Origin of the sequence: Crossiella sp. S99.2 (assembly GCF_023094165.1) — a bacterium.
Taxonomy (GTDB): domain Bacteria; phylum Actinomycetota; class Actinomycetes; order Mycobacteriales; family Pseudonocardiaceae; genus Crossiella.
The window spans coordinates 140849-167383 of record NZ_JALMDK010000001.1; the positions used below are offsets into that span (position 1 = coordinate 140849).

The following is a 26535-nucleotide window of genomic DNA, read 5'->3' on the forward strand; positions in this document are numbered from 1 at the left end:
GAGGGGGACGGAACTGGTAATGCGACTCAGGTCCAGTCGGGGCCGCGGCGGGCCCAGGACCAGGCGTAGCGCGGGTCCTCGCAGTCCTGCGCGGCCTCGCCCAGTTCCAGTGGCCGGAAGGTGTCCACCATGACCGCGGTCTCGTCGAAGTAGTCCGCCCCCAGGGACGCCTCAACGGCCCCCGGCTGCGGTCCATGAGTACAGCCGGAAGGGTGCAGCGACATCGACCCGATGCCGATCCCGGAGCCCTTGCGCGCCTCGTAGTTGCCGCCGACGTAGAACATCAGCTCGTCGGAGTCCACGTTCGCGTGGTTGTAGGGCACCGGCACCGCGAGCGGGTGGTAGTCGACCTTGCGCGGGCAGAACGAGCAGACCACGAAGTTCGGGCCCTCGAAGGTCTGGTGCACCGGCGGCGGCTGGTGCACCCGGCCGGTGATCGGCTCGAAATCGCGCACGTTGAACGCCCACGGGTACAGGCAGCCGTCCCAGCCGACCACGTCGAAGGGGTGGTTGGCGTAGGTGAACCTGGTCAGCCCGGACCGGTGCCGGACCAGCACCTCCACATCGGTGCCCTCGACCAGCAGCGGCTCGGTCGGCCCGCGCTGGTCCCGCTCGCAGTAGGGCGCGTGCTCCAGGAACTGGCCCTTGCTGGACAGGTAGCGCTTGGGCGGCCCGATGTGCCCGGTGGCCTCCAGCACCAGCAGCCGGAGCTGCTCAGCGCCGGTGGGCACCACCCGGTAGGTGCAGGAGGTCGGGATGACCACGTAGTCGCCGTCGGCGACCGCGAGTGGCCCGTAGATGGTCTCGATCACCGCGGCGCCGGTCTGCACGTAGAGCAGCTCGTCGCCGAAGGCGTTGCGGTAGAGCGGGCTGGCCGTGGTCGGCGCGGTGAAGCAGATCGCGACGTCGGCGTTGCCGAAGAGCAACCGCCGCCCGGTGACCGCGTCCACCTCGGCGGGCGCGTCCCACGTCAGGTCCTGGGTGCGGAAGTGCCGTGGCTTGAGCGGCTGGTTGGCCGTGGTCGTGCCCCGCCATTCGGCCACGACCTCGGCGTTCACGATCGCGGTCGGCAGATGCCGGTGGTAGAGCAGGGCCGAGTCGGAGGAGAAACCCTCCACGCCCATCAGCTCTTCGGCGTACAGCTTGCCGTCCGGATCGCGGAACTGGGTGTGGCGCTTTTGGGGGATCGAACCCACCGCGCGGTAGTAAGGCATTGCTCCCTCCGGGTGTTCGGAGACCGGACATTTTTGTTCGGTTCCGTGGACACCACTAGCGTGTCAGCCGTGTCAAGCGTCGCTGAGCTCCGTGCGCCCGGTCCGCGCGGTACACCGCCCCTGCTCGCAAGGCTGGTCGACGACGCGGCGTTGTTCCCGCCGGGCAACGCCCCGATGGCGGACGCGCTGCGCAATCACCTGCAGGCCAGGACCGAATCCTGGTCCGGTGTGGTCGGCCTTTTCCTGTGCAACGCCTCCCGGCTGCCCGAGCTGATCACCGAGCTGATCAAGATCAAACCGGTCAAGCCGGTGGGTCTGTCACTGGTGATCGACACCGGCCTGAGCGCCGTGCCCAAGGCCATCTCCATCGTCGAGTCCCGCACCGAACTACTCGCCCTGCGCATGGTCGAGATGCCCGCGCCGTCGGAGGTCGACGACGTGTGGCTGGAACGTGTCTCGGAGTTCGTGCCCGAGGACGTCATCCGGGTCATCGAGCCACGCCGCCCGAGCCAGAACACCGAGGCCGGGACCAGCAGCGAATGGCTGGACAGCGTGCGTCGGGTGGCCGAGCACGGCAGCTGGCCCAAGCTGCGCTGCGGCGGCCAGACCCCGGAGGCGTTCCCGAGCATCGAGGAGGTCGCCGACTTCCTCAGCGTGGGCAGCACCACCGGGGTGCCGTTCAAGGCCACCGCCGGGCTGCACAACGCGCTGCGGCACCGGGACGAGGAGACCGGGTTCAACCACCACGGCTTCCTGAACCTGCTGGTCGCCACCGCCCGCACGCTCTCCGGCAAGGACGCCCGCGAGGCGCTGGCCAGCGACGATCCCGAGGCGCTCGCCGAGGAGGCCAAGGCGCTGCCGGAGGCCGCCGCGCACGCCGTCCGCGGTGTGTTCGCCTCCTACGGCTCCTGCTCGCTCACCGAACCGGTGGAGGACCTGGAAGGGCTGGGACTGTTGTGAGCTGGATCAAGGACCCGGCCTTCACGGCCCAGTCGCCGTTCGGCCCGCAGACCCTGCCCTACGGCGTGATCGACGCGGGCTCCGGCCCGGTGGTGGCGGTGCGGGTGGGCGACCACGCGCTGCCGCTGCGCGCACTGGACCTGGGCGCCCGGCTGAGCCCGCTGGTGGCCGGGGAGTCCCTGGACGACCTGCTGGCCGCCGGACGGCCGCTGTGGAGCGAACTGCGGGCCCGGCTGACCGAACTGGTCGAGCTGCCAGCCACGCCGGTCGGCGCCGACCTGCTGCCGCTGACCGCGGTCCGCTCGCTGCTGCCCTTCCGGGTCGGCGACTACGTGGACTTTTACTCCTCGCGGCACCACGCGGAGAACGTCGGCCGGATGTTCCGTCCGGACGGCGACCCGCTGCTGCCCAACTGGACCCACCTGCCGGTCGGCTACCACGGCCGCGCGGGCACCGTGGTGGTCTCCGGCACCGACGTGGTCCGGCCGCACGGCCAGAGCCGCCCGCCCGGCGCGGACACGCCCGGCTTCGGCCCGAGCAAGCGGCTGGACATCGAGGCCGAGGTCGGCTTCGTCTGCGGCGGCCCGGTCGCCTCCAGGGTGTCCACCTCGGCCGCGGCCGAGCACCTCTTCGGCGTGGTGCTGCTCAACGACTGGTCCGCCAGGGACATCCAGGCCTGGGAGTACGTGCCGCTGGGCCCGTTCCTCGGCAAGTCCTTCCTGACCTCGATCTCGGCCTGGATCACCCCGCTGGAGGCGTTCAGCAACGCCCGCCTGCCCACCCCGCCCGCGCCGAACCCGCTGCTGGACTACCTGGTCGAGGACCAGCCCTGGGGCCTGGACCTGCGCATCCAGGTGAACTGGAACGGTTCGCTGGTCGCGGAGCCGCCGTTCGCCGAGATGTCCTGGTCCGCGGCCCAGCAGCTGGCGCACATGACGGTCAACGGCGCCACCGTGCGACCGGGCGATCTGTTCGGTTCCGGCACGGTCTCCGGGTCGGAGAAGCGCCAGCGCGGTAGCTTCCTGGAACTGTCCTGGGGCGGCAAGGAACCGGTCACCCTGGCCGACGGCACCGAGCGGACCTTCCTGGCTGACGGCGACACGGTGGTGCTGACCGCCACCGCGCCAGGACCGGGTGGTTCGCTGGTGGGCCTGAGCGAGGTCGCCGGAACTGTGGTGAGCGGAGAGTAGGAGCGGTATGGGAGCGGTGCCCGGAGCGGCCAGGGAGAGTTCCCTCACCCTGGAACGCGGGCTCGCCCTGCTCCAGGCGGTGGCCGACGCGGACACCGAGGCCCCCAGCATCAGCGACCTGGCCACCGCCATCGGCGCGAGCCGAGCAGCCATCTACCGCCTGCTCGGCCCGCTCCAGGCCCGCGGCCTGGTCCGCCGCGAGGGCTCCCGGGTCCGCCTCGGCCTCGGCGTGCTGCAACTGGCCGGCCGGGTGCTGCCGCAGCTGCGCTTCGCCGCCCTGCCCGCCCTGCGCGGCCTGGCCGAGAAGATCGGCGCCACCGCCCACCTCACCGTCGTGCACGGCAACGAGGCCCAGGCAGTGGCCGTGGTCGAACCCTCCTGGACCGCCTACCACGTCGCCTACCGGGTAGGCACCCGTCACCCGGTCCAGCGCGGCGCCGCGGGCCGCGCCATCAACCTGCCCGCCGACGGCCCCGAGTGGGTCGCCAGCTCCGGCGAACTCCAGGCGGGCGCGCACGGCGTCGCCGCCCCGGTCCGCGGCGTCCCCGGCCTGCAGGCCAGCGTCGGCGTGGTCTCCTTCGAGCCGCTCAAGGCCGACGAGGTGGGCCCGCACGTGGTGGCCGCCGCGGCCGCGGTAGCCGTCGCCCTGCGCTGACCCCGCCCCCTGGTGTCTGCTTGCCGCAGAGCTGGTCGGTCCGCGGACGCGGCCAGAAGTGAGCCGGGGAACGAGCCTGAGGGAAATCAGGACCCCCGGCTTCGCGCTATCTGGGGTCAAGTTCGGTCACCTCGATCGGGTGCGCCGCATTGATGATCTCCCACGGTTTCAGCTCGCCATGCCGCGTGGCCGCCACGTAGGACGAGGCGACAAAGTCCGCGAGCCAGAGCAGGGCGAGGTCCTTGCCTGCGTGATCCAGCCGCAGCTCCGCGGTGAGCCGATGCGTCTTGCGCAGCCGATCAGCGGTCCGGCCGGTCGAACCGGTCCCCACCCGCCCGGCTCTCCAGCACCACGTGATCCACCCGTTCCACGTGCTGCAGCCGGGGGCAGCAACTCGCATTCCTCGCTGCTGCTCAGAACTGCGGCGACGACATAGAGCCGCCGACCGTCGGGCAGACGGGCGGCGGCTTCGTCGACGTGGGCGGTGCGCACCCAGCCACGTTAGCGGTCGGTGATCAGAACGTTATTTTCAGGTTATCGTGGCAAACGGCGGATCTCGAAGTGGAAGCAGCCGAACTCCACCGCCCGCACGTGAATGAACGCGATCTCCGGATCCCCGAACATCTCCCCCAGCACGCACTCCGCGACTTCGCCGGGCTGCACCAGTCGCCCACCCAGAATCCGCCCATTCCGGCGATAAGCCCGGTAAACCCGCGGTGCCCCCCGATGCGCCTCCGGGAACCCCTGATCCACCGGCCCGCCACAGTCCTCGGCGTGCAGGAAGATCGGCCCCGACTCCAGGTAGGGCCCCGGATCGGCCCCGGTCTCGGCCACCCACTCGCGCAACGGCGCATAGGACGCGAGCACAATTTCCTCACCTGCCTTGGCCCGGCCAAGACAACACCGCAGCGGACTGCCGCCCTCCTCGTCGACGAGAAGTTCGGCGCCTTCCTGAGCGCGCAACGCCGCCAAAGTCTTAGGCGGAATAGCCAAGATCTCGAATCCCATGCGACCAGCCTCGCCGTCCTGCCCGGCGAAGTCCGGCGGAAATCAGCCGCCGAAGACGGCCTGCCCGGCGGCCAGCAACGCGAACACGGTGAACACCCCGCCCGCGACCCGCTGGATCAGGTGGGTGGGCAGCCGGTGCCGCACCTTCCGGCCGACCAGCACCGCGATCGCGGCCACCGTCACCAGCGCGAGGAAGGCACCAAGGCCGACCTCCAGCGGTGCGGCGTAGCGGGCGGTCAGGGCGGCGATGGCCAGCTGGGAGGCATCGCCCCACTCGGCCGCGAACAGCACGCCGAAGGAGGTCAGCGTCGCCCGCCAGGCCGGGACCTCCTGTTCGCCGGCGCCCGCCGCGTCGTCCTCGCCCTGCTCGACCTTGCGGAAACCCTCGCGCAGCAGCATGAACGCGCCGATGCCGAACATCAGCGCGACCACCGCGGCGACGAGTTGCGGGGGCAGCAGGGTCAGCGCGCTGCCGAAGGCGACCGCGATCACGCACTGCACCGCGAAGGCGGCGGTGACCCCGATGAACACCGGCCAGGCCCGGTACCTGGTGGTCAGCACCAGGGTGGCGATCAGCGTTTTGTCCGGCAGCTCGACCGGTAGCACCAGCGCGAACGCGGCGCCCAGCGCGAGCAGGGAGAACGTCATCTGCCTGGGTCCCTCTCCGTGGATGCGACCCAGACGGAGGCAGGATGACTCCGACCGGGCATGGTCAACCCGGCCGGAGGTCTCGTTCGCCCACGGACACCGTGGGTGAGGGACCGGAACGCCGCAATGGGCGTTCAGTATGTCGATCACCTCGCCGAACCACCGCCGGCGAACCGGCGGCGACTGCGGGAACTACTCCCCTCAGGCAAGGCGATCCTAACCCGGCGATCCGGGCGAAGCGAGCTACCGCGCGGGGTGAGGCCGGTCACCGGGACCTTGGTCCCGCCACCGGGGGACCCTCGGCCGGGCGAGAGAGGACTCCGGCACCTGCTGCTCAGGCCGGGTTCGGGGCAGGCTGAAAGCCGTGGAGGTCCTCGATATCGCGCGGTGGCAGTTCGGCATCACCACCGTCTACCACTTCCTGATGGTGCCCTTGACCATCGGCCTGTCGCTGCTGGTGGCAGGCATGCAGACGGCCTGGCACCGCACCGGCAACCCCAAGTACCTGGCGATGACCAAGTTCTGGGGCAAGCTGATGCTGATCAACTTCGCCATGGGTGTGGTGACCGGCATCGTGCAGGAGTTCCAGTTCGGCATGTCCTGGAGCGAGTACTCCCGCTTCGTCGGCGACGTCTTCGGCTCGCTGCTGGCGATCGAGGGCCTGGTCGCCTTCTTCGTCGAGTCGACCTTCCTCGGCCTGTGGATCTTCGGCTGGTCCCGGCTGCCCAAGCGGGTGCACCTGGCCTGCATCTGGGCCGCCTCGCTGGCCACGGTCGCCTCGGCCTACTTCATCCTGTCCGCGAACTCCTGGATGCAGCACCCGGTCGGCGCCATCCTCGGCCCCAACGGCCGCCCGCAGCTGCGTTCGATCGGCGACCTGCTGACCAACTCCACCGTGCTGGCCGCCTTCCCGCACACCATGTTCGGCGCGCTCGCGGTGGCCGCCGCGCTGCTGGTCGGCGTCTCGGTCTGGCACCTGGCCCGGCGCAAGGGCACCGACACCCCGGTGTGGCGGGCCTCGGTGAAGCTGGGCGGCTGGGTCGGCGTGATCGCCTTCGCCGGGGTCGCGCTCACCGGCGACCTGCAGTCCAAGCTGATGTTCGAGCAGCAGCCGATGAAGATGGCCGCGGCCGAAGCCCTGTGCCACACCGAGAAACCAGCCGGGTTCTCCATCTTCGCGGTCGGCGATGTGACCAGGCCGGACTGCGAGAGCGTCAAGAGCATCACCGTGCCCGCGCTGCTGTCCTTCCTGGCCAACAGCGACCTCAACTCCGAGGTCAAGGGCATCGAGGACCTGGTCAAGATCTACCAGCAGAAGTACGGCGAGAACTACCCCAACGACCCGCGGATGGGTTCCTTCGCCGGCCAGCCGATCGAGTACGTGCCCAACCTGCCGGTGACCTACTGGGGCTTCCGGCTGATGATCGGCTTCGGCGCGCTGGCCGCGCTCGCCTCGGCCGCCGCGCTGTGGCTGACCCGCAAGGGACGCCTGCCCAAGGGCCGCTGGTTCGTCTGGGCCGCGCTCGGCGGGATCGCCACCCCGTTCCTGGCCAACAGCTTCGGCTGGATCTTCACCGAGATGGGCCGCCAGCCGTTCGTGGTGGTGCCCAACCCCAGCGGCGTGGACGGGGTGTGGATGTACACCGCGCAGGCGGTCTCCGCGATCAGCACGACCGAGGCGCTGATCTCGCTGATCTCCTTGACCACGCTCTACGGCGTGCTCGCCGTGGTCGAGTTCTTCCTGCTCCGCCGCTACGCGATGGCAGGCGTCGCCGGGGTGATGCCCCCCAAACCCGAGGAACCGGACGAGGGCGAGAAGAAGAAGTCCGACGACGTCCTGGCCTTCGCCTACTAGGAGTCCACAGTGGAACTCGCCACCATCTGGTTCGTGCTCATCGCCCTGCTGTGGTTCGGCTATCTGTTCCTGGAGGGCTTCGACTTCGGCGTCGGCATGCTGCTGCACGTGCTCGGCCGCGACGACACCGAGCGCCGGGTCATGGTCAACACGATCGGCCCGGTGTGGGACGGCAACGAGGTGTGGATGATCGTCGCGGTCGGCGCGACCTTCGCCGCCTTCCCGTCCTGGTACGCCTCGCTGCTCTCCGGCGCCTTCCTGCCGGTGCTGGTGATCCTGCTGGCGCTGATCGGGCGCGGGGTGGCCTTCGAGTACCGCGGCAAGGTGGACAGCGCGCGCTGGCGGCGCAACTGGGACCGGGTGATCCTGCTCGGCTCCTGGCTGCCGCCGCTGGGCTGGGGCCTGGTGCTCACCGCGACCGTGGTCGGCCTGCCGATCAATGCCCGCGGTGACCTGGTCGGCGGCCCGATCGCCTTGCTGCGCTGGGAAACCCTGCTCGGCGCGCTCGCGGTGGCCGGGTTCAGCCTGGTGCACGGCGCGGTGTTCACCGCGTTGAAGACCGAGGGCGAGATCAGGGACCGCGCCCGCCGGCTGGCCCTGCGGGTCGGCCCGTTCGCGCTGCTGCCCCTCGCCGGTCTGCTCGGGTTTTCCTTGCTGGGCGGGGCAATCGTGCTCGCCCTGGGCGCGCTCGCGCTGTGGCGGCTGAGCCTGGGCCGGGAGGGGCAGGCGTTCGCGCTGCTCGGCGGACTGGCCGCGGCCGCGATCGCCACCCTGTTCGGCTCGCTGTACCCGGACGTCCTTCCGTCCACTTTGGACACCGCGTTCTCGCTCACCGTGGCCAACGCCTCGGCCAGCCCGTACACGCTGACCGTGATGACCTGGGTGGCCGGCTTCGGCACCCCGGCGGTGCTGGCCTACCAGGCCTGGACCTACTGGGTGTTCCGGCAGCGGATCGGCACCCGGCACATCCCGGCGGTGCACACGCCATGAGGAACCGTGGCCCGCTGGGCGCCCTGCCCGCGCTGTCCCGTTCGACCCGCCGCGCCCTGGCGGTGACCGCGGTGCTCGCCGCCCTCACCGCCTCGGCGCTGGTCGCCCAGGCATGGGGACTGGCCACCGCGCTCGCCGGGATCGTGGCCGGCCGGTTCGAGCTGGCCACCCCGGTCACCGTGCTGGCCATCGCGGTGGCCGCCCGCGCGATCCTGGCCTGGGGCACCGAAACCGTCGCGGCCCGCGCCGCCGCGGGCGCGAAGGAGGAGCTGCGCACCGCGCTGCTCACGCACGCGCTGCGGCTGGGCCCGGAGTGGATCGCCGACCCGGAACGCTCCGGCGGCGGCCCGGCGGCGCTGACCGCACTGGCCACCAAGGGCCTGGACGCGCTGGACGACTACTTCACCCGCTACCTGCCCGCCCTGGTCACCGTCGCGGTGGCGCCGCCGCTGGTCGGCGCCGCGATCCTGTGGACAGACTGGCCGTCCGCGCTGGTCATCGCGGTGACTGTGCCGTTGCTGCCGCTGTTCGCGATCCTCATCGGCGGCTACACCGCGGAGGTGGCGGCCAAGGCCGCGGACGCCACGCTGCGACTGTCCAGCCACGCCGCCGAACTGGTCCGCGCGCTGCCGGTGCTGACCGCGTTCCGCCGGGCGCAGGCCCAGACCGAGGCGATCCACCGGGTCGGCGAGGCGCACCGCACCGCGGTCGGCAAGACGTTGCGGATCGCCTTCACCTCGGCGCTGGCGCTGGAACTGCTGGCCACGCTGTCGGTGGCGCTGGTCGCGGTGCTCATCGGCACCCGGCTGGCCGCGGGCGGGCTGACCCTGGAGGTCGGCCTGCTGGTGCTGATCCTCGCCCCCGAGTGCTACCAGGCGATTCGCGCGGTCGGCGCCGCGCACCACGCCAGCGAGGACGGCATGGAGGTCGTCCGCCGGGTGGCCAAGATCCTGGACGAGCCGACGCCCAGGTCAGGCAGCGCGCCGGTGCACCGCGGCCGGGTGTTCGTGGCCGACCTGCACGTCCGCCGCCGCGACCGGGACGCCCCCGACGGCCTGTCCTTCTCGGTGGCTCCCGGCGAACTGGTCCACCTGCACAGCCCCAGCGGCACCGGCAAGTCCACCGCACTGGCCGTGCTGCTGGGCTTCCGCGACCCGGACCAGGGCAAGATCACCGTCGACGGCGTCGATCTGTCCGAAGTGGACAGAGAAGGCTGGCGACGCCAGATCGGCTGGGTCCCGCAACGCCCCCAGTTCGCCGCCGCCACGGTCACCGCCGAACTGACCGAGTCCGTCCAGGACCTGCCCGGCGAACCACCCCGCATCGCCGAACTGCTCGACCTCACCCACCAGCTCGGCATCGACCACCTGCTGCACCGCCCCCCGGCCGAACTCTCCGCGGGCGAACGCCAGCGCCTGGCCGTGGCCCGCGCCCTGCTCCGGCTGCGCCGCGGCGCCTGGCTGCTGCTGCTCGACGAACCCACCGCGCACCTCGACCCGGCCAGCGCCACCGCGGTGCACAACGCGGTCGAGCAGGCCAAGGCCGCCGGCGCCGCGGTCGTCCTGATCTCGCACACCACCCCCGAACCCACCGCCGGGACACCCCTCGGCGGTGTCGAGGTGGCGCGGGCGGCATCCCACCCTCACCGCCCGCGCCACCGTCCACTGTGGACATTGTTGTCCCGTCGCTCGCTACTGGGCGCCCTGCTCGGCGCGACCGCGCTGGCCAGCGGCATCGCCCTCACCGCCACCTCGGCCTGGCTGATCGCCAAGGCATCCACCCAGCCCCCCATGCTGACCCTGCTGGTCGCGGTGGTCGGCGTGCGCACCTTCGGCCTGGGCCGGGCACTGCTGCGCTACCTGGAACGCCTGGTCACCCACGACGCCGCCTTCCGCACCGCCAACACATTGCGCACCAGCCTGTGGCGCGACCTGGTCGCCCAGGGCCCACTGCCCCGCACCGACGGCCTGCACCGCCTGGTCACCGACACCGACACGGTCCGCGACCTCATCCCCAGAGTCCTCATCCCCCCGGTAGTGGCCGCCGTGGTGGCCACCACCGCCATCACCATCCAAACCCTCATCCTCCCCACCGCGGGCCTCACCCTGGCACTGGCTGTGCTGACTGCCGCCACCCTCGCCCCCCTGCTCGCGGTACTCGCCGACAACAAAGCCACCCGCAACCTGTCCCAGGGCAGAAGAACCCTCGCCAACTCCATCCTCACCCTGCTGACCGCGGCCCCGGACCTACTGGCCACCAACGCCGCCCACCCCCGCCACCGGTCAGTCACCCAGGCCGACCAAGCCCTGGCCACCCAATCCCGCCGCCAGGCCCTGGCCAACGGCCTGGCTCTGGCCCTGCTCACCCTGTGCACCGGCACCGCGACCACCCTGGCCATCCACCAGGCCGCCGAAGCAGTAGCCGCCGGAACCCTCAACCCCCTGCTGGCCCCCGTGCTGGCCCTGCTGCCCCTGGCCCTGACCGAAACCCTGTCCCTGCTCCCCCCGGCCGCTCAGCAACTCCGCCCCCTCCGCACCGCCTACACCAACCTGACCAGCCAATCCGCCCCCACCGCCACTCCCACCCGCGTGCCCGCCCCCACCGAGCCGGCCCACACCTCCGACATCGCCACTCCCGCCCACATCGCCGCCCCCTCGCCCGCCCCCGCCCTCACCCGCGCGCGCGAGGGGGTCCCCCCAATTCCAGACTGCCCCACCCCACCCCCACCCACCTCGCCAAACCCCCGCGAAGATCGCGACCTATCCACAATCCCGACCTATCCACAGCCCCCCGAAATCCGCCTTGACCACATCGACGTCCGCTGGCCAGGCACCCCCACCCTCACCCTGCGCGACCTCACCCTGCACATCCCGCCCGGCGCCCACACCGCCATCGTCGGCCCCTCCGGCGCGGGCAAATCCACCCTGCTCGCTGTCCTGCTCGGCTTCCTGCACCCCGATCAGGGCCACGCCACCATCCCCGACACCGCCGCCTGGTCCCCCCAGGACCCGCAACTGGTCTCCACCACCGTCCGGGAGAACCTCCTGCTCGGCGATCCGCACGCCACCGACGACGAACTCCGCGCCGCGCTGCGCACCGTCGCCCTTGAGGACTGGCAGCACCGCCTGGATACCCAGGTCGGGGTTGGTGGGGCTGCGGTGTCCGGCGGTGAGGCGCAACGCCTCGGCCTGGCCCGCGCGTTGCTCTACGCCCGCGGGACGGGAGTGCTGTTGATGGACGAGCCGACCGCGCATCTCGACGAACCCACCGCGCGGCGGGTGCTGGCCGCGATCCGGGCCGAGTTGCCGGGCAGCATGCTGGTGCACGTCACCCACCGGGCGGCGGAGGCAGCGGGGGCGGACCTGGTTGTGCGGGTCGGGGCATGATTCTGGTCATGGATCCCTCGCTCGCCGCTCGTGCGCTGGCCGCTTCGACCGAGATCACCTCGGCGGCGTTGTCCGGGGATGACCCGGACGCGGTGCTGCCGCTGGTGGTGCGGCGGGTGGCGGAGCTGGCCGAGGCGGATCTCGGGCTGGTCATGGTGCGCAACGACGACGGCGGGCTGACCGTGGAGGCCGCGCACGGGCAGAGCGCGGAGGACCCGGTCGGCGCCGTGCTGTCGCCACGCTCGGCGGCGGCGCGGGTGGCGCGCAGCGGGGTGCCAGTGGTGGTGGACGACCTCAACCAGGATCCGCGGACCGCGCCGTTCGTGCCCAGGGCGTTGCGCGGGTACGGGCCGTTCGCGGTGGCGCCCTTCGGCACCAGGGAACAGCGGCTCGGCGCGCTGGCGGTGTACCGGCGCAAGGGGGCCAAGCCGTTCGCGCAGTCCACTGTGGACGTCGTCAACTCCTTCGCGGTGCAGGCTGGGCTGGCGCTGGTGCTGGCGGAGGGATCCACCGCGCGGCAACGGATCGCGGTCTACCAGGAGCGGGAGCGGATCGCCAGGGACCTGCACGACGTGATCGTGCAACGCCTCTACGCGGCGGGCGTGCAGCTGGAACTGCTGGGGCGCAGGCTGGCCGGCCGCCTGGACGAGGCGGACGCGCACCGGATCGCGGACACCGTGGATGAGCTGGACAAGACCATCGCCGAGGTCAGGGCCACCGTGCGCACCCTCCGTTCGGCCGATCCGGACGGCGCGGACCGGGCCCCTGACCTGGTCGACTCGGTGCGCGCGGAGATCGCCATCGCGGGTGAACTCCTTGGCGTGCAACCCAAACTCCAGATCAACGGCGATCTCACCGAGGTGCCCACCGCGGTGGCCGACCACGCGCGGGCCGCGTTGCGCGAGGCACTGTCCAATGTGGTCCGGCACTCGGGCGCGCGTTCGGTGTGGGTGCGGGTGAACCGGGATGTGGACGGGCTGCGGTTGCAGGTCGCCGACGACGGTTGTGGCATTCCGCGCGGGGTCACCCGGCGCGGGCTGCGGCACATCGAGGAGCGGGCGGCCGCGGCCGGCGGGCGGTGCCGGGTGGCGTCCTCGCCGCGCAGCGGGACCACGGTGAGCTGGGAAGTCCCGCTGCCCTGACCGTGGACTCCGGTGCCGCGGCTCCGCTCGACTGGGGACCAAGCGGAGCCGCGGCTGGAGCGTCAACGGGCACGAGGGCCCCCCAAGCGCATGTCCCCCCCTGCGGTGAAGCCAGTCGACGACGTTCACCGCCGTCGAAATCAAGCCCCCCTGTCTTCACCCCCGTTGAAGCACCTTCAGGTAATCACAGGTTGCCAACCGGTGTCAACAGTAGTGAAAATGACCCACGTTGTTTCTCCACCCACGTGAAAGTACCCTGCTCAGGGTGGGTACTGGGGAACACGATGGCGGTGCGCCGCCGCCCTTCGCCGAGGCGTTGAACCTGCTGTTCGACAAGCGCAGGCGAGCCGACGGCCGGATGTTCAGCAACGAGGACATCGCGGCCGCGATTCGCGCGAACGGCGGCGCCATCACGCAGAGCTACATCTGGATGCTGCGCAACGGTCAGCGAGACGATCCCAAGGCCAGTCACCTCCGGGCCTTGGCCACCGCCTTCGACGTGCCGGCCGGCTACTTCCTGGACCCGCCGGTGCACGAGCGGGTCCGGGCCAAACTCGACGGCCGCCTCGTCGAGCCAGGGGCCTCCGACGCGTTGCTGGACCGGGTGCGCGAGCTGTCTCCACTGCACCAGCACCTGATCATGGTGATGATCGAGCAGGTCGGCGAGCTGGAGAAACGGGAGACAGACCAGTGACCACCGAGCAACAGGACACCCTGGCCCGGCCGTGGGCGGCCCGGATCGCCACCGAGGTGCTGGCGCCCTGGGTCTGGGTGCTGGCGCTGCCCCTGCTGGTCGCCTGGCCCGCCACCGGGCACCGGCTCGGCCCGACCCTGTTGTGGGGCCTGGTGGTCGGGGTGACCGGCGCGGTGATCCCGATGCTGGTGATCCTGCGCGGCGCCAAGGCCGGCCGCTACGACACCCACCACGTGCACAACCTGGAGGGCCGCACCGTTCCGCTGCTGCTCTGCCTGGCCTCGCTGTCCACCGGCTGGCTGATCCTCTTCCTCGGCCAGGCCCCGCACCAGCTGATCTCCCTGGCCGCGGCCATGTTCGTCTCGCTGCTCGCCTGCGCGGCGATCACCCTGGGCGCGCGCTGGAAGATCTCGCTGCACGCCGCGGTCGCCGCGGGCGCGGTGGTGATGCTGGTGCTCAGCTACGGCCCCTGGTTGTGGCCGGCCGCACTGCTCGCGGCCTGGGTGATGTGGTCGCGGGTCGCCCTGCGGGACCACACCACCGGCCAGGTGCTCGTCGGCGCCGCCGTGGGCATCCTGGCCGGTGGTGGTGGTTACCTGGGACTGGAACTACTGCTGACCTAGAAGGTGAAGGCCATCGCCGGATCGGCCAGCAGCGCGCCGACATCGGCCAGGAATTGCGAACCCTGCTGCCCGTCGACCACCCGGTGGTCGAAGCTCAGCGCGAGCTGACACACCTTGCGCGGCACCACCTGCCCGTCCACCACCCACGGCATGTCCCGGATCGCGCCAAGAGCCAGGATCGCGGACTCGCCGGGGTTGATGATCGGGGTGCCGGTGTCGATGCCGAACACGCCGATGTTGGTGATGGTGAAGGTGCCGTTCTGCATGTCCGCGGGCGTGGTCTTGCCGTCGCGGGCGGTCGCGGTGAGCTGTTCCAGCGCGATCCCCAGCTCCCGCAACGACATCGCGTCCGCGTCCCGCACCTTCGGCACCACCAGGCCACGCGGGGTCGCCGCGGCGATGCCCAGGTGCGCGTAGGACTTGTAGACGATCTCGTTCGCCGCCGCGTCCCAGCTCGCGTTCACATCCGGGGTCCGCTTGATCGCCAGGCACACCGCGCGGGCCGCGAAGGCCAGCGGGGTGATCTTGACGTCGCGGAACTCCGGATGGTTCTTGAGCCTGGCCCGCAGTTCCATCATCGGCGTGACGTCGATGGTGAGGAACTCGGTGACGTGCGGGGCGGTGAACGCGCTGTCCACCATGGCCTGCGCGGTCGCCTTGCGCACCCCGCGCACCGCCACCCGGCGTTCCCTGGTGGCCGGGTCGTACCCCGGAACCTCCACAGTGGACACATCGGAACCGTTGCGGGCAGCCGATTCCACGTCCTCGCGGGTGATCACGCCGTCCCGGCCGGAGCCGTTGAGCGCACGCAGGTCCACGCCGAGTTCCTTGGCCAGCTTGCGCACCGGCGGTTTGGCCAGCGGCACATAGCCACCGGCGGCCACCGGCTCCGGGACCACCGGCGCGGCCACGGGCACAGCCACGGGTGCCTGCGCCACAACCGGCTCCGGCACGGAACCCTTGCGGGCCCGGCGTTTGGCCGATCCGGTGCGCGGGCCGTAGCCGACCAGGGTGGCGATCCGCCCGCCCGGCATCTCCTCGCCGATCTTGCCGTCGGAGGCCGGCGGTTCAGCCGCGGGCGCACCGCCGGGGTCGACGTCCACGGTGATGATCGGCACCCCGACCTCCACCGTCTCCCCCGGCTGGGCGTGCAGCTGGGTGACCACCCCGGCGAACGGGCAGGGCAGCTCGACCGCGGCCTTGGCGGTCTCGATCTCCACGATGATCTGGTTGACGGTGACCGTGTCGCCCGGCTTGACGTGCCAGGTCAGGATCTCCGCCTCGGTCAGTCCCTCACCGGTGTCGGGCAGGGGGAACTGCTTGAACTGCGGCATTGTGTCCCCTCACCAGCCCAGCGAGCGTTCGACGGCGTGCAGCACCCGGTCCAGATCCGGCAGGAAGTCGTCCTCCAGCTTGGAGGCCGGGTACGGGGTGTCGAAGCCGGTGACCCGCAGGATCGGCGCCTCCAGCGAGTAGAAGCACTCCTCCTGCACCCGGGTGGTGATCTCGGAGGTGATCGATGCCTCCGACGGCGCCTCGCTGACCAGCACCAGCCGTCCGGTGCGGCGCACCGACTCGAACACCGGGCCCAGGTCCAGCGGGGACAGCGCGCGCAGGTCGATGACCTCCAGCTCCAGCCCCTCCTCGGCAGCCGCAGCCGCGGCGTCCAGGCAGGTCTTCACGGTCGGGCCGTAGGCCGCGACGGTGACGCTGGATCCCTTGCGCAGCACCCGGGAGGCGAACAGCGGACCCGGGGTCACCGTGGTGTCCAGCTCGGCCTTCTCGTGGTAGCGCTGCTTGGGCTCGAAGAACAGCACCGGGTCGTCGCAGCGGATGGCCTGCTGGATCATCCAGTAGGCGTCCACCGGGTTGGCACAGGCCACCACCTTCAGGCCCGCGGTGTGCGCGAAGTAGGACTCCGGCGACTCCGAGTGGTGCTCCACCGCGCCGATCCCGCCGCCGAAGGGCACCCGCACGACCACCGGGATCTTGAGCTGTCCGCGCGAGCGGTAGTGCAGCTTGGCCAGCTGGGAGACGATCTGGTCGAAGCCGGGGAAGATGAACCCGTCGAACTGGATCTCGCACACCGGCCGGTAGCCGCGCAGGGCCAGGCCGATCGCGGTGCCGATGATCCCGGACTCGGCCAGCGGGGTGTCGATCACCCGCTGCTCGCCGAAGTCCTTCTGCAGGCCGTCGGTGACCCGGAAGACGCCGCCGAGCTTGCCGACGTCCTCACCCATCACCAGCACCTTCGGGTCGGCCTCCATCGCCGCGCGCAACCCCAGGTTGAGCGCCTTGCCGATGGTGACCTTCTGCGTCCTGGGCACCGTGGTCTCGGTGTCGCGGTCCATGGTCGGCGCGGCCATCAGCGCTCACCCCCGCCGGTCGTGGCGAAACCGTCCAGGTAGGACAGGTAGTCGGCGCGCTGCTTGTCCAGCTGCGCGGTCTGCTCGCTGTAGACGTGCTCGAACATCTGCGCCGGCGCCGGATCGGGCATGTTCACGCAGGTCTCGCGCAGCTGGGCGGCGAGTTCGTCCGCCTCGGCCTGCACCGCGTCGAAGAACTCGGCGTCGGCCCACTGCTGGTGCACCAGGTAGACCTTGACCCGCTCGATCGGGTCCTTCAGCTTCCACATCTCCAGCTCGTCGGCCAGCCGGTAGCGGGTCGGGTCGTCGGAGGTGGTGTGCGCGTCCATCCGGTAGGTGAACGCCTCGATCAGCACCGGGCCGTTGCCACTGCGGCACTCCTCCAGCGCCCACCTGGTCACCGCGAGCGAGGCCAGCACGTCGTTGCCGTCCACCCGGATGCCCTTGAAGCCGTACCCGCTGGCCCGCCGGTACAGCGGCACCCTGGTCTGGCGCTCCAGCGGCTCGGAGATGGCCCACTGGTTGTTCTGGCAGAAGAAGACCACCGGCGCGTCGTAGACCGCCGACCACACCATGGCCTCGTGCACATCGCCCTGGCTGGTCGCGCCGTCACCGAAGAACACCATGGTGGCCTCGCCGTCGGAATCGCCGACCACGCCGTCGAACTTCTGGCCCATCGCGTAACCGGTGGCGTTGAGGCACTGGTTGCCGATCACGATGGTGTAGAGGTGGAACCGCTTCTCCAGCGGGTTCCATCCGCCGTGGTCGGTGCCGCGGAAGATGCTCAGGATCTGTGCCGGGTCGATGCCCCGGCACCAGGCCACCCCGTGCTCGCGGTAGCTGGGGAAGGCCATGTCGGTGGGCCGCATCGCCCGCCCGGCGCCGATCTGCGCGGCCTCCTGACCCAGCAGCGGCACCCAGATGCCCAGCTGGCCCTGCCGCTGCAGCGCGTTGGCCTCCCGGTCGGCCCGGCGGACCAGCACCATGTCCCGGTACAGGCCGCGCAGCTCCTCGGGGCTGATGTCGATGTCGAAATCGGGGTGGTGCACCCGCTCGCCCTCCGGCGTCAGCAGTTGCACCAGGTCCGCGCCACCCCCATCGGTTTCCCGCAGGCCCGCGATGACCTGCTCCGCGGTCGGTCGGGCGGCGGTGGCGGCGGGGACTCCGGGATGGGGCGCATCCGGTTCACCCGCACGGGGTTGCGTCCAGTACTCCGGCGACGACATGGCGTCCTCTCCTCGTCTGCAAGGGCCGGCCGACCGCTTGTGGCGGTCGGGCGCGACGGCGCCGACCATCGCCGCCGCCATCTGGTTGAGATGGCACGTGATCAACCGTCGGCGTTGACGGTCACTCACGTCATCCTGACATGCGCTCACCCAATCCAGTGACGCCAACCACACGCCGGTGGTCCCGGTGACAGGTTGATCAAGAACCCAGCGCGACCGACCACCCACCCTGGGCAACATCCGACGATCCCCCTACCTTGCTCAGGGGTGTCGGCTGACTCGGCGGGAGAACACATGACCCAGCTCCGTCCACGGACACGGGGCAGAACCACCCTGTCCTGCCTGGTGCTATTGGGGATACTAAGCCCGTTGTGCGCCTGCGCGGCCGATCAACCCACCCCGCCTCCCGGCGCGCCGCAGCAGCGCACCCTGGTGATCTACGCCGGCCGCACCGAAGCGCAGATCGGCCCGATCCTGGGTCAGATGGCGCAGGCCATCGGGGTGAAACTGGACGTCCGCTACGGCGACACCAGCAAGCTCTCTGACCAGCTGGTGACCGAACGCCAGGACAGCCCGGCCGACCTGTTCATCTCCCAGGACGCGGGCACGCTCGGCCTGCTGGAGAGCAAGGACCTGCTGGCCGAACTGCCCGACAGCCTCCGGCAGTCGGTGCCGGGCGCCTTCCGCTCGGTCAGCGGCCACTGGGTGGGCACCTCGGCCAGGGCCAGGGTGATCGCCTACGACCCGAAGCAGGTCGCCCAGACCGACATCCCGCGCGGCACCGAGGAACTGATCCAGCGGCGCTGGCGGGGCAAGATCGGCTTCGTCCCCGGCAACGCCTCCTGGCTCTCCTTCGTCACCGCGTTGCGGGTGCTGCGCGGCGAGGACGGCGCGCGGTCCTGGCTGCGGGGGTTCAAGGCCAACAACCCGCGCCGCTTCGACAGCCACCCGCAGCTGCTGGACGCGGTGGACAGCGGTGCGATCCCGCTGGGCCTGATCAACCACTACTACTGGTTCGAGAAGTCGGCCAGGGTCGGGGTGGACAAGATGCGCGCCCAGCTGCACCACGTCAGCGGCAGCGATCCAGCCGCGCTGGTCAACATCGCCGGGGTCGGCGCGCTGCGCGGTGACGATGTGCCGCTGGCGCACAAGGCGGTGGAGTACCTGCTCTCCGCGCCGGCCCAGCAGTTCTTCGCCGATCACCTCGCCGAGTACCCGGTGCGCGCCGGGATCAGCTCGACCAAGCACCGGCTGCCACCGCTGGCCGAGATCAAGGGCCCCGACCTGAACCTGAACCGGCTGGTCAGCGTGCAGGACTCGCGCACGCTGCTGGCCGAGGTCGGCCTGGGCTGACCTCAGCCCAGCCAGCCCAGCAGGGTGGCCGCGTCCCGCCGGAACACCGCCGGATCGTCGTCCACCACGAACTCCAGCAGCGCGTGCCGGGTCTCGCCGTCCGCGGCCAGTTGTGCCAGCACCGGCTGCCACAGGTCCGGCCGGGCGTCCAGGGGCAGCCGCTCGTCGTAGCCGTCCGCGCCCCAGGAGAAGACGTGCGCCGCGGCCACCGAGGGCAGCAGCGCGCGCACCTCGGTCAGGCACTCCTCGACCTCGGGCAGCTCACGCGGCTGCCAGTAGGGGACCAGGTTCTCCTGACCCGCCTCGGCGAACAGCTTCACCGCCGAGTCCAGCGTCTTGGTCAGCGTGTGCACGTGGAACTCCACCGCCACCCGGATGCCCTCGCCTGCGGCCAGCCCGGCACAGCGCACCAGCTCGCGCACCACCCGCGCCCGGTGCTCGGCGTCAGAGTCCGTCGGCGCCCGCTTGCCGGCCCAGACCCGGATCGTGGGCGCGCCCAGCGCCACCGCGGTGCGCAACACTTCGTCGAAGGCGGCGGGCTCGCTGTCCCCGGCGTCGAAGTAGGAGGCGTAACCCTCCACGGTCAGCCCGGCCGCGGTGGTGGCCGCGCCGACCTGCCGGGCCACCGCGAGCGCACCGGCGGGCACGTGCACGTCCCCGGCCCAGCTGATCGCGGACAACCCGGCCGCCGCGGTCAGCTCGACCACCTCGGTCGCGGCCAGCCGCCGAAAGGTCACCGACACCACACCCGGAACGATCACAAGCCCTCCCTGGACAGAACCACCAGCACTGACGCTAACGATAACCGTTATCATTCACAACCATGCCTGCCAGGATTCCCGTCACCGTGCTGTCCGGATTTCTCGGCAGCGGCAAGACCACGCTGCTCAACCACGTGCTGGCCAACCGGGCCGACCTGCGGGTCGCGGTCGTGGTCAACGACATGAGCGAGATCAACATCGATGCCCGCCTGGTCGCCGAGCACGCCCGGCTGGACCGCACCCAGGAGCGCCTGGTCGAGCTGACCAACGGCTGCATCTGCTGCACCCTGCGCGCCGACCTGCTGGACACCGTGGGCGAACTGGCCCGCGACGGCCGCTTCGACCACATCCTGATCGAGTCCACCGGCATCTCCGAGCCGATGCCGGTGGCCGCCACCTTCGAGTGGACCTTCCCGGATGACACCAGCCTGGCCGAGCACGCCCGGCTGGACACCATGGTCACCGTGGTCGACGCCTCGACCTTCCTCACCGAACTGCGCGCCGGGGAAGCGTTGGCGGAGCGGAACATCGCCGCCACCGAAGACGACGAACGCGGCATCGCCGACCTGCTGATCGACCAGGTCGAATTCGCCGACACCCTGGTGGTCAACAAGACCGACCTGGTCTCCCCGGCCGACCTCGGCCTGCTGGAGGACCTGCTGACCAAGCTCAACCCCGGCGCCCGCCGTCTGCGCACCCGGCACGGCGTGCTCGACCCCGCCGAGATCCTCAACACCGGCAGGCACAACCCGGACACCGCCGCCCAGCACCCCGGCTGGGCCCAGGAGCTCTCCGGCAGCCACCTGCCGGAAACCGAGGAGTACGGCATCAGCAGCACCACCTACCGGGCCACCCGCCCGTTCCACCCGGCCCGCCTCGCCGAGGCCCTCGCTGACTGGACGGGTCTGTTGCGCAGCAAGGGTTTCTGCTGGCTCGCCACCCGCCCGGAGATCATGGCCCTGTGGTCCCAGGCAGGCCCCAACCTGACCATCGACCCGGCCGCGCTGTGGTCGGCCACCGACGGCCCGCGCGGCCAGGAGATCGTCTTCATCGGCCAGCACCTACGCCCCGACGAGCCCTACCTCCGCCTGGACCCGGCCCTGCTCACCGACGCGGAACTCACCGCGGGCCCCGAATCCTGGCGCGCCCTCCCAGACCCGTTGCCGCAGTGGCAGATCGAGCACCTGCACGATCACTGACAACCGCAGGAGCGCCGGTGCACGAACCGCGCGGGCAGCCGCACCGTGCGCGGCGCCCGGTCCGGCTCGGCGATCCGGGCCAGCAGCATCCGCACCGCCGTCCGCCCGATCTCGGTGATCGGCTGCGCCATCGTGGTCAGCGGCGGATCCACCAGATCCGCCCACTCCACCTCGTCATAGCCCACCAGCGCCAGGTCCCGCCCGGCCCGCAACCCCAGCTCGCCCAGCGTGCGCAGCACCCCGACCAGCATCGCGTTGTTCCCGGTGATCACCCCGGTCGGCGGGTCCGGCAACGCCAGCAACCGCCGCAACGCCACCGCGGCCGGCGCCATCGCCGACTCCCCGGAGACCACCAGCGCCTCATCCACTCCCAGCCCGGCCCGGCCAAGGCCGAGCCGGTAGCCGTGCACCCGCTCGCTGGTCGTGGTCAGCCCGGCCGCCCCGCTGACCAGCCCGATCCGCCGGTGGCCGAGTTCGGCCAGGTGCGCCACCAGCGCCGCGGTCGCGCCCGCGTTCTCCGGGCCGACCTGGTCCAGCAGTCCGTGGCTGGGCAGCCGGTCGATCAGCACCACCGGCGTGCCGAGCTGGCGTAACTCCGGCAGCAAGGTGCCGGACGCGCCAGCCGACGGGGTGAGCAGCAGCCCGTCCACCCGCCGCGAGCGCAACGCCCGCACCGCGGCCTGTTCGGCCGAGGGCTCGTCGTGGGTGTCGATCAACAACAGCGTGAACCCGGCCGCGCTGGCCTCGCTCTCCACCGCCTGGATCAGCTCGGCGAAGTACGGGTTGGCCACCAGCGAGATCGCCACGCCCAGCGTGCGGGTACCCCCGGTGACCAGCGAACGAGCGATCGCGTTGCCGGTGTAGCCGGTCTGCGCGACCGCCGCCAGCACTCGGCCGCGAGTGTCCTCGGCGACCTGCCTGGTCCCGTTCACCACATGCGACACCGTCGTGATCGACACGCCCGCCAGCTCGGCGACATCCCGCATGGTGACCATCCGACCCACCTCCCGCAAGCGCTTGCGCAAACGCTTGCCGCCAGTGAACCCGCTCACTAGCGTTGCGCGCCACACGCTTGTTGGAGGCAGCCATGGGACGACGAGGTCCTCAGTTGGTCGCACTGCTCGCCACCGGCGCCATCGCCCTGGCCGGCACCGCCTGTTCCAGTCAGAAGGCCACCGACGGCCGGGGCAACGACGACGGCAAGATCAAGATCGGGCTGGTCACCAAGACCGACAGCAACCCGTTCTTCGTCGCCCTGCGCGAGGCCGCCAAGGCCCAGGCAGGCAAGGACGGCGCGGAACTGATCGCACTGGCCGGGAAGTTCGACGGCGACAACGAGGGCCAGGTCGCCGCGCTGGAGAACCTGGTCCAGCAGGGCGTGGACACCATCCTGGTCACGCCCAGCAACTCCACCGGCATCCTCGGCGCGATCAAGAAGGCGCGGGAGAAGGGCATCCTGGTGATCGCCCTGGACACCGAGACCAACCCCAAGGACGCCGTCGACGCCACCTTCGCCACCGACAACCTCGAAGCCGGGAAACTGCAGGGCCAGTACGTCAAAGCCGCCCTCGGCGACCGCACTCCGCAGCTGCTGATGCTCGACGGCAGCCCCGGCGGCACCGTGGACGAGCAGCGGCACAACGGCTTCCTGCAGGGCATCGGCCTGACCGAGTCGGACCCGAAGGTGCTCGGCAAGGAGTCCACCAACGGCGACCAGAACAAGGCCCAGCAGGCGATGGAGAACCTGCTCCAGCGCGCCGCCGCGGTCAACGCGGTCTACACGATCAACGAGCCCGCCGCCCGCGGTGGCTTTGCCGCGTTGCAGGCCAAGGGCTTGGCGGACAAGGTCGTGGTCGGCTCGGTCGACGGGGGTTGCCAGGGCGTGCGCGATGTCAAGGACGGCAAGTACGCGCTGACCGTGATGCAGTTCCCCAAGAAGATGGCCGAGAACGGCGTCAAGGCCGGGGTCGAGTTCACCAAGAGCGGCAAGAAGCCGAGCGGGTTCACCAACACCGGGGTCACCGTGATCGCGGACAAGCCGGTGCCGGGCATCGAGGCCAAGGACACCGCCTGGGGCCTGCAGAACTGCTGGGGCTGAGGATGAAGGCCCTGGTACTGCGCACCCCCGCGGTCGGCCCGGCGCTCGCGCTGCTGGCCGCGGTGCTGATCTTCTCGCTGACCACCGACACCTTCGCCACCACGGACAACCTGTCCCTGGTCGTGCAGCAGTCCCTGGTCATCGGCACCCTAGCGCTCGGTCAGACCCTGGTCATCCTCACCAGCGGCATCGACCTGGCCAACGCGGCCATCGCGGTGCTCGGCACGCTGCTGATGGCCCAGCTCGTGCTCGGCGGCACCTCGGCCCCGCTGGCCCTGCTGATCGGCATCCTGGTGGCCATCGGCATCGCCGCGGTCACCGGCGGCGTGGTCACCGGGATCAGCCTGCCGCCGTTCATCGTGACCCTGGGCATGCTCACCATCGTCACCGCCGCGGCCCGCATCTACGCCGGCGGCCAGAGCTACCCGGTCACCGACGAGCTGCTCACCTTCCTCGGCACCCGGCAGTACCTGTTCGGCTATATCGAGGTCACCGTCGGCATGGGCCTGGCGCTGGTGATGTACCTGATCGCCTGGTACGCGCTGACCCGCACCGCCTGGGGCAGGCACGTCTACGCCGTCGGCAACGACATCGAGGCCGCCCGCCTGTCGGGCATCAAGGTCCGCCGCACCGTGCTCAGCGTCTACCTGGTCGCCGGGCTGGTCTACGGCCTCGCCGCCTGGCAGGCGCTGGGCCGGGTGCCCAACGCGGACCCGAACGCCTTCCAGACCGGCAACCTGGACTCGATCACCGCGGTGGTGCTCGGCGGCACCAGCCTGTTCGGCGGCCGCGGCAGCGTGCTCGGCACCCTGGTCGGCGCGCTGATCGTGGCGGTGCTGCGCTCCGGGCTCACCCAGGCCGGCATCGACAGCCTCTACCAGGACGTCGCCACCGGCGTGCTGGTCATCGTCGCGGTCGCGGTGGACCGCTTCTCCCGGGGGAGGCAGGCGTGACTCCGGTGCTGCAGGCCCGTGGCCTGGTCAAACGCTATGGCAAGGTGACCGCGATCAACGGCGCCGACTTCGACCTGGAGCCCGGCGAGGTGCTGGCCGTGGTCGGCGACAACGGCGCGGGCAAGTCCAGCCTGATCAAGGCGCTCTCCGGCGCGCTCATCCCGGACGAGGGCGAGATCCGCATCGACGGCGAGCCGGTCCGGCTTTCCGGACCGCTGGACGCGCGCAGGCACGGCATCGAGACCGTCTACCAGAACCTGGCCCTCGCCCCGGCCCAGGACATCGCCAGCAACCTGTTTCTCGGCCGGGAACGCCGCCGCGCCGGTGTGCTCGGCTCGGTGTTCCGGCTACTGGACACCAAGGGCATGCGGGCCGAGGCGGCCAGGGTGCTCGGCGAACTGGGCATCGGCATTTCCTCGATGACCCAGGCCGTGGAGACCCTCTCCGGCGGGCAGCGGCAGGGCGTGGCGGTGGCCCGCGCGGCCGCGTTCGGCAACCGCGTGGTGATCATGGACGAGCCCACCGCGGCCCTTGGCGTGGCCGAGTCGGGCAAGGTGCTGGAGCTGATCAACCGGATCCGCGAACGCGGCCTGCCGGTGGTGCTGATCAGCCACAACATGCCGCACGTGTTCGACATCGCCGACCGCGTGCACGTGCACCGGCTGGGTAAGCGGGTGGCCCTGGTGTCCCCGCGCGAGCGCACCATGAACGAGGTGGTCGGCCTGATCACCGGCGCCCTGCGCATTGACGAGAACGGGCAGCTGGCCGAGGTCGCGCACGCGGTGACCACCGGGCTGCGGACGGGGGAGACCGGCAGGTGATCGCGGATTTCAGCGAGCTGGTGGCCAGGGCGGAGCGGCTCGCCGCGGCCGGCAGGCGTCAGCTGCTCGGCATCGCGGGCGCACCCGGCGCCGGCAAGTCCACCCTGGCCCAGCGGCTGGCCGAAGCCCTGCCCGGCAAGGCGGTGCTGGTCGGCATGGACGGCTTCCACCTGGCCCAGCGCGAACTGGAGCGACTGGGCCGGGCCGAGCGAAAGGGCGCCCCGGACACCTTCGACGGCCACGGCTACCTCGACCTGCTGACCCGGTTGCGCGCCAATGGTCCGGAGCGCCCCGGCGCGGTCACCGTGTACGCGCCGGAGTTCCGCCGGGAGATCGAGGAGCCGGTGGCCTGCGCGGTCCCGGTCAGCCCGGACACCCCGCTGGTGATCACCGAGGGCAACTACCTGCTGCTGACCGAACAGCCCTGGTCCGGGGTGCGCGCGGCGCTGGACGAAGCATGGTTCCTGGCCCCGGCCGAGGACCTGCGGCTGTCCCGGCTGATCGCCCGGCACCGCGACTTCGGCCGCAGCGAGTCCCAGGCCCGGCAGCGCGCGCTCGGCTCGGACCAGGACAACGCCGTCCAGGTGAACGCCACCGGCGAGCTGGCAGACCTGGTGCTGAGCGGGATCCGGTGGCCGGAGGTCAGCTCGGCCCGTTCTTGACGTCGGACTCCTCGTGCATCGGCCGCCGCATCTCCTGGCGGTAGCGGTACACGCCGTAGCTGGTGCCCACCACGAAGAAGGCCACGAACCCGATCACCGCCACGGTCTGCAGCCACGGGTACCGGTTGAGCAGCCCGGCCGCGTAGTAGCCGAGCAGGATCAGGATCGGCGACCAGGTCAGCGCGCCGGTGATGGTGGCCCAGGTGTAGCGCTTGCGGTCCATGCCCGCCGCGCCCGCGATGGCCGGGGCCAGCGTGCGCACCCAGGGCAGCCAGCGCGCGGCCACGATCGCCCAGAACCCGTACTTGTCCAAGAAGTCCTTGGCGCGCTGCAGGTTCTGCTGGTTGAGCACCTTGCCGCCCTCGCGGGCCAGCATCCTGGTCCCGGTCTTGGCGCCGACGAAATAGCCGAACTCGTTGCCCAGGATCGCCACCAGCGTGCTCACCCCGGCCAGCGCCCAAGCGTCGATCGGCCGGTCGTGGTTGGCCAGCACCACACCCGCGGCGAACAGCAGTGAGTCGCCGGGCAGGAACAGCCCGATGATCAGGCCGCACTCGGCGAAGATGAACGTGGTCACGATGATCCACACCAGCGCCGGGCCCGCGGAGTCCAGCGGGGACCAGGCCAGGGTCGTGGACACACTTGACACGCTCATCACATCCGAGACTACGTGGCTCAGGGTGAACGCATCATCGACTTTTTCCGTCTCGTGCGCGTGTTTCTGTGGAACT

The 26535-nt window shown here is 71.0% G+C and carries 25 protein-coding genes; 15 read left to right on the forward strand and 10 right to left on the reverse strand.

Annotation, left to right across the window (positions count from 1 at the left end):
- Positions 1-26 precede the first annotated feature (26 nt).
- Positions 27-1214, reverse strand: coding sequence for a homogentisate 1,2-dioxygenase (locus MZC64_RS00610; protein WP_247755125.1), 1188 nt, complete (start codon positions 1212-1214; stop codon positions 27-29).
- Between the two features lie 69 nt (positions 1215-1283).
- Here MZC64_RS00610 and MZC64_RS00615 point away from each other — a divergent pair, with 69 nt between their 5' ends.
- Genes MZC64_RS00615 through MZC64_RS00625 form a run of 3 tightly spaced genes read left to right on the forward strand, consistent with a single transcriptional unit; the run spans position 1284 to position 4019 of the window.
- Positions 1284-2174, forward strand: coding sequence for a hypothetical protein (locus MZC64_RS00615; protein WP_308300939.1), 891 nt, complete (start codon positions 1284-1286; stop codon positions 2172-2174).
- A complete protein-coding gene (fahA, locus tag MZC64_RS00620) occupies positions 2171-3364 on the forward strand; it encodes a fumarylacetoacetase (RefSeq protein WP_247755126.1) in 1194 nt (397 codons plus the stop codon). The genes MZC64_RS00615 and fahA overlap by 4 nt, the downstream gene beginning before the upstream one ends.
- A 7-nt stretch (positions 3365-3371) precedes the next feature.
- A complete protein-coding gene (locus MZC64_RS00625; RefSeq protein WP_247755127.1) occupies positions 3372-4019 on the forward strand; it encodes an IclR family transcriptional regulator in 648 nt (215 codons plus the stop codon).
- A 106-nt stretch (positions 4020-4125) separates the two neighbouring features.
- On the opposite strand, the gene MZC64_RS00630 is transcribed toward MZC64_RS00625, so the two are convergent.
- The 3 genes from MZC64_RS00630 to MZC64_RS00640 all read right to left on the reverse strand — a co-directional run bounded on the left by MZC64_RS00630 (position 4126) and on the right by MZC64_RS00640 (position 5675).
- On the reverse strand, positions 4126-4350 hold the full coding sequence (locus MZC64_RS00630) for a hypothetical protein (RefSeq protein ID WP_247755128.1): 225 nt from the start codon (positions 4348-4350) through the stop codon (positions 4126-4128).
- 203 nt (positions 4351-4553) lie between these two features.
- Entirely contained in the window at positions 4554-5027 is a 474-nt protein-coding gene (locus MZC64_RS00635; protein WP_247755129.1) for a DUF1203 domain-containing protein, read from the reverse strand.
- A gap of 42 nt (positions 5028-5069) precedes the next feature.
- Entirely contained in the window at positions 5070-5675 is a 606-nt protein-coding gene (locus MZC64_RS00640) for a TMEM165/GDT1 family protein (protein ID WP_247755130.1), read from the reverse strand.
- Between the two features lie 364 nt (positions 5676-6039).
- Between MZC64_RS00640 and MZC64_RS00645 the strand changes: the two genes are divergently transcribed.
- From MZC64_RS00645 to MZC64_RS00675, 6 genes are all read left to right on the forward strand, one after another.
- On the forward strand, positions 6040-7530 hold the full coding sequence (locus tag MZC64_RS00645) for a cytochrome ubiquinol oxidase subunit I (protein WP_247755131.1): 1491 nt from the start codon (positions 6040-6042) through the stop codon (positions 7528-7530).
- Between the two features lie 9 nt (positions 7531-7539).
- Positions 7540-8520 carry a cytochrome d ubiquinol oxidase subunit II gene (gene cydB, locus MZC64_RS00650; RefSeq protein ID WP_247755132.1) on the forward strand — a complete coding sequence of 327 codons (981 nt, stop codon included), beginning with the start codon at positions 7540-7542 and terminating at the stop codon, positions 8518-8520.
- Complete coding sequence (cydD, locus tag MZC64_RS47495; RefSeq protein WP_282104613.1) at positions 8517-11906, forward strand: thiol reductant ABC exporter subunit CydD; 3390 nt, start codon at positions 8517-8519, stop codon at positions 11904-11906. Before cydB ends, cydD begins: the two co-directional genes overlap by 4 nt.
- Before the next feature lie 8 nt (positions 11907-11914).
- Positions 11915-13048 (forward strand): GAF domain-containing sensor histidine kinase, encoded by a 1134-nt coding sequence (locus MZC64_RS00665; RefSeq protein ID WP_247755133.1) that lies wholly within the window; start codon positions 11915-11917, stop codon positions 13046-13048.
- 265 nt (positions 13049-13313) lie between these two features.
- The gene (locus MZC64_RS00670) at positions 13314-13742 is read left to right on the forward strand and encodes an XRE family transcriptional regulator (protein ID WP_247755134.1); all 429 of its coding nucleotides are present in this window, start codon (positions 13314-13316) and stop codon (positions 13740-13742) included.
- Positions 13739-14365: a phosphatase PAP2 family protein gene (locus tag MZC64_RS00675; RefSeq protein WP_247755135.1), complete on the forward strand. Its 627-nt coding sequence runs from the start codon at positions 13739-13741 to the stop codon at positions 14363-14365. The genes MZC64_RS00670 and MZC64_RS00675 overlap by 4 nt, the downstream gene beginning before the upstream one ends.
- On the opposite strand, the gene MZC64_RS00680 is transcribed toward MZC64_RS00675, so the two are convergent.
- The 3 genes from MZC64_RS00680 to pdhA are packed head-to-tail and all read right to left on the reverse strand — an operon-like array spanning position 14362 to position 17957.
- Positions 14362-15699: a dihydrolipoamide acetyltransferase family protein gene (locus MZC64_RS00680; RefSeq protein ID WP_247755136.1), complete on the reverse strand. Its 1338-nt coding sequence runs from the start codon at positions 15697-15699 to the stop codon at positions 14362-14364. The genes MZC64_RS00675 and MZC64_RS00680 overlap by 4 nt on opposite strands.
- A gap of 9 nt (positions 15700-15708) precedes the next feature.
- Positions 15709-16731, reverse strand: a complete 1023-nt coding sequence (locus tag MZC64_RS00685) for an alpha-ketoacid dehydrogenase subunit beta (protein WP_247755137.1) — start codon at positions 16729-16731, stop codon at positions 15709-15711.
- Positions 16731-17957: a pyruvate dehydrogenase (acetyl-transferring) E1 component subunit alpha gene (gene pdhA, locus MZC64_RS00690; RefSeq protein WP_247755138.1), complete on the reverse strand. Its 1227-nt coding sequence runs from the start codon at positions 17955-17957 to the stop codon at positions 16731-16733. The genes MZC64_RS00685 and pdhA overlap by 1 nt, the downstream gene beginning before the upstream one ends.
- Positions 17958-18251: 294 nt before the next feature.
- Between pdhA and MZC64_RS00695 the strand changes: the two genes are divergently transcribed.
- Positions 18252-19310 (forward strand): ABC transporter substrate-binding protein, encoded by a 1059-nt coding sequence (locus tag MZC64_RS00695; protein ID WP_247755139.1) that lies wholly within the window; start codon positions 18252-18254, stop codon positions 19308-19310.
- A 2-nt stretch (positions 19311-19312) separates the two neighbouring features.
- On the opposite strand, the gene MZC64_RS00700 is transcribed toward MZC64_RS00695, so the two are convergent.
- A complete protein-coding gene (locus MZC64_RS00700; RefSeq protein WP_247755140.1) occupies positions 19313-20071 on the reverse strand; it encodes a TIM barrel protein in 759 nt (252 codons plus the stop codon).
- 62 nt (positions 20072-20133) lie between these two features.
- On the opposite strand from MZC64_RS00700, the gene MZC64_RS00705 reads away from it, so the two are divergent.
- Entirely contained in the window at positions 20134-21270 is a 1137-nt protein-coding gene (locus MZC64_RS00705; RefSeq protein ID WP_247755141.1) for a GTP-binding protein, read from the forward strand.
- Here MZC64_RS00705 and MZC64_RS00710 read toward each other — a convergent pair.
- Positions 21264-22265, reverse strand: a complete 1002-nt coding sequence (locus MZC64_RS00710) for a LacI family DNA-binding transcriptional regulator (RefSeq protein ID WP_247755142.1) — start codon at positions 22263-22265, stop codon at positions 21264-21266. The two genes, MZC64_RS00705 and MZC64_RS00710, sit on opposite strands and share 7 nt — an antisense overlap.
- A 92-nt stretch (positions 22266-22357) precedes the next feature.
- Between MZC64_RS00710 and MZC64_RS00715 the strand changes: the two genes are divergently transcribed.
- From MZC64_RS00715 to MZC64_RS00730, 4 genes are read left to right on the forward strand one after another with little or no spacing between them, the layout of a single operon-like run.
- On the forward strand, positions 22358-23368 hold the full coding sequence (locus MZC64_RS00715) for a substrate-binding domain-containing protein (protein WP_374205585.1): 1011 nt from the start codon (positions 22358-22360) through the stop codon (positions 23366-23368).
- A 2-nt stretch (positions 23369-23370) separates the two neighbouring features.
- On the forward strand, positions 23371-24321 hold the full coding sequence (locus tag MZC64_RS00720) for an ABC transporter permease (protein WP_247755143.1): 951 nt from the start codon (positions 23371-23373) through the stop codon (positions 24319-24321).
- On the forward strand, positions 24318-25142 hold the full coding sequence (locus MZC64_RS00725; protein WP_247755144.1) for an ATP-binding cassette domain-containing protein: 825 nt from the start codon (positions 24318-24320) through the stop codon (positions 25140-25142). Before MZC64_RS00720 ends, MZC64_RS00725 begins: the two co-directional genes overlap by 4 nt.
- A complete protein-coding gene (locus tag MZC64_RS00730; protein WP_247756181.1) occupies positions 25142-25804 on the forward strand; it encodes a nucleoside/nucleotide kinase family protein in 663 nt (220 codons plus the stop codon). Before MZC64_RS00725 ends, MZC64_RS00730 begins: the two co-directional genes overlap by 1 nt.
- On the opposite strand, the gene MZC64_RS00735 is transcribed toward MZC64_RS00730, so the two are convergent.
- Positions 25785-26459, reverse strand: a complete 675-nt coding sequence (locus MZC64_RS00735) for a DedA family protein (RefSeq protein WP_247755145.1) — start codon at positions 26457-26459, stop codon at positions 25785-25787. The genes MZC64_RS00730 and MZC64_RS00735 overlap by 20 nt on opposite strands.
- Positions 26460-26535 lie beyond the last annotated feature (76 nt).

Bases quoted from the DNA above. Each gene is read 5' to 3' on its own strand.
- MZC64_RS00610 (WP_247755125.1), bottom strand. From the start codon at position 1,214: ATGCCTTACTACCGCGCGGTGGGTTCGATCCCCCAAAAGCGCCACACC.
- MZC64_RS00625 (WP_247755127.1), top strand. From the start codon at position 3,372: ATGGGAGCGGTGCCCGGAGCGGCCAGGGAGAGTTCCCTCACCCTGGAA.
- MZC64_RS00635 (WP_247755129.1), bottom strand. From the start codon at position 5,027: ATGGGATTCGAGATCTTGGCTATTCCGCCTAAGACTTTGGCGGCGTTG.
- MZC64_RS00640 (WP_247755130.1), bottom strand. From the start codon at position 5,675: ATGACGTTCTCCCTGCTCGCGCTGGGCGCCGCGTTCGCGCTGGTGCTA.
- cydD (WP_282104613.1), top strand. From the start codon at position 8,517: ATGAGGAACCGTGGCCCGCTGGGCGCCCTGCCCGCGCTGTCCCGTTCG.
- MZC64_RS00665 (WP_247755133.1), top strand. From the start codon at position 11,915: ATGGATCCCTCGCTCGCCGCTCGTGCGCTGGCCGCTTCGACCGAGATC.
- MZC64_RS00680 (WP_247755136.1), bottom strand. From the start codon at position 15,699: ATGCCGCAGTTCAAGCAGTTCCCCCTGCCCGACACCGGTGAGGGACTG.
- MZC64_RS00685 (WP_247755137.1), bottom strand. From the start codon at position 16,731: ATGGCCGCGCCGACCATGGACCGCGACACCGAGACCACGGTGCCCAGG.
- pdhA (WP_247755138.1), bottom strand. From the start codon at position 17,957: ATGTCGTCGCCGGAGTACTGGACGCAACCCCGTGCGGGTGAACCGGAT.
- MZC64_RS00695 (WP_247755139.1), top strand. From the start codon at position 18,252: ATGACCCAGCTCCGTCCACGGACACGGGGCAGAACCACCCTGTCCTGC.
- MZC64_RS00705 (WP_247755141.1), top strand. From the start codon at position 20,134: ATGCCTGCCAGGATTCCCGTCACCGTGCTGTCCGGATTTCTCGGCAGC.
- MZC64_RS00710 (WP_247755142.1), bottom strand. From the start codon at position 22,265: ATGGTCACCATGCGGGATGTCGCCGAGCTGGCGGGCGTGTCGATCACG.
- MZC64_RS00715 (WP_374205585.1), top strand. From the start codon at position 22,358: ATGGGACGACGAGGTCCTCAGTTGGTCGCACTGCTCGCCACCGGCGCC.
- MZC64_RS00720 (WP_247755143.1), top strand. From the start codon at position 23,371: ATGAAGGCCCTGGTACTGCGCACCCCCGCGGTCGGCCCGGCGCTCGCG.
- MZC64_RS00735 (WP_247755145.1), bottom strand. From the start codon at position 26,459: ATGAGCGTGTCAAGTGTGTCCACGACCCTGGCCTGGTCCCCGCTGGAC.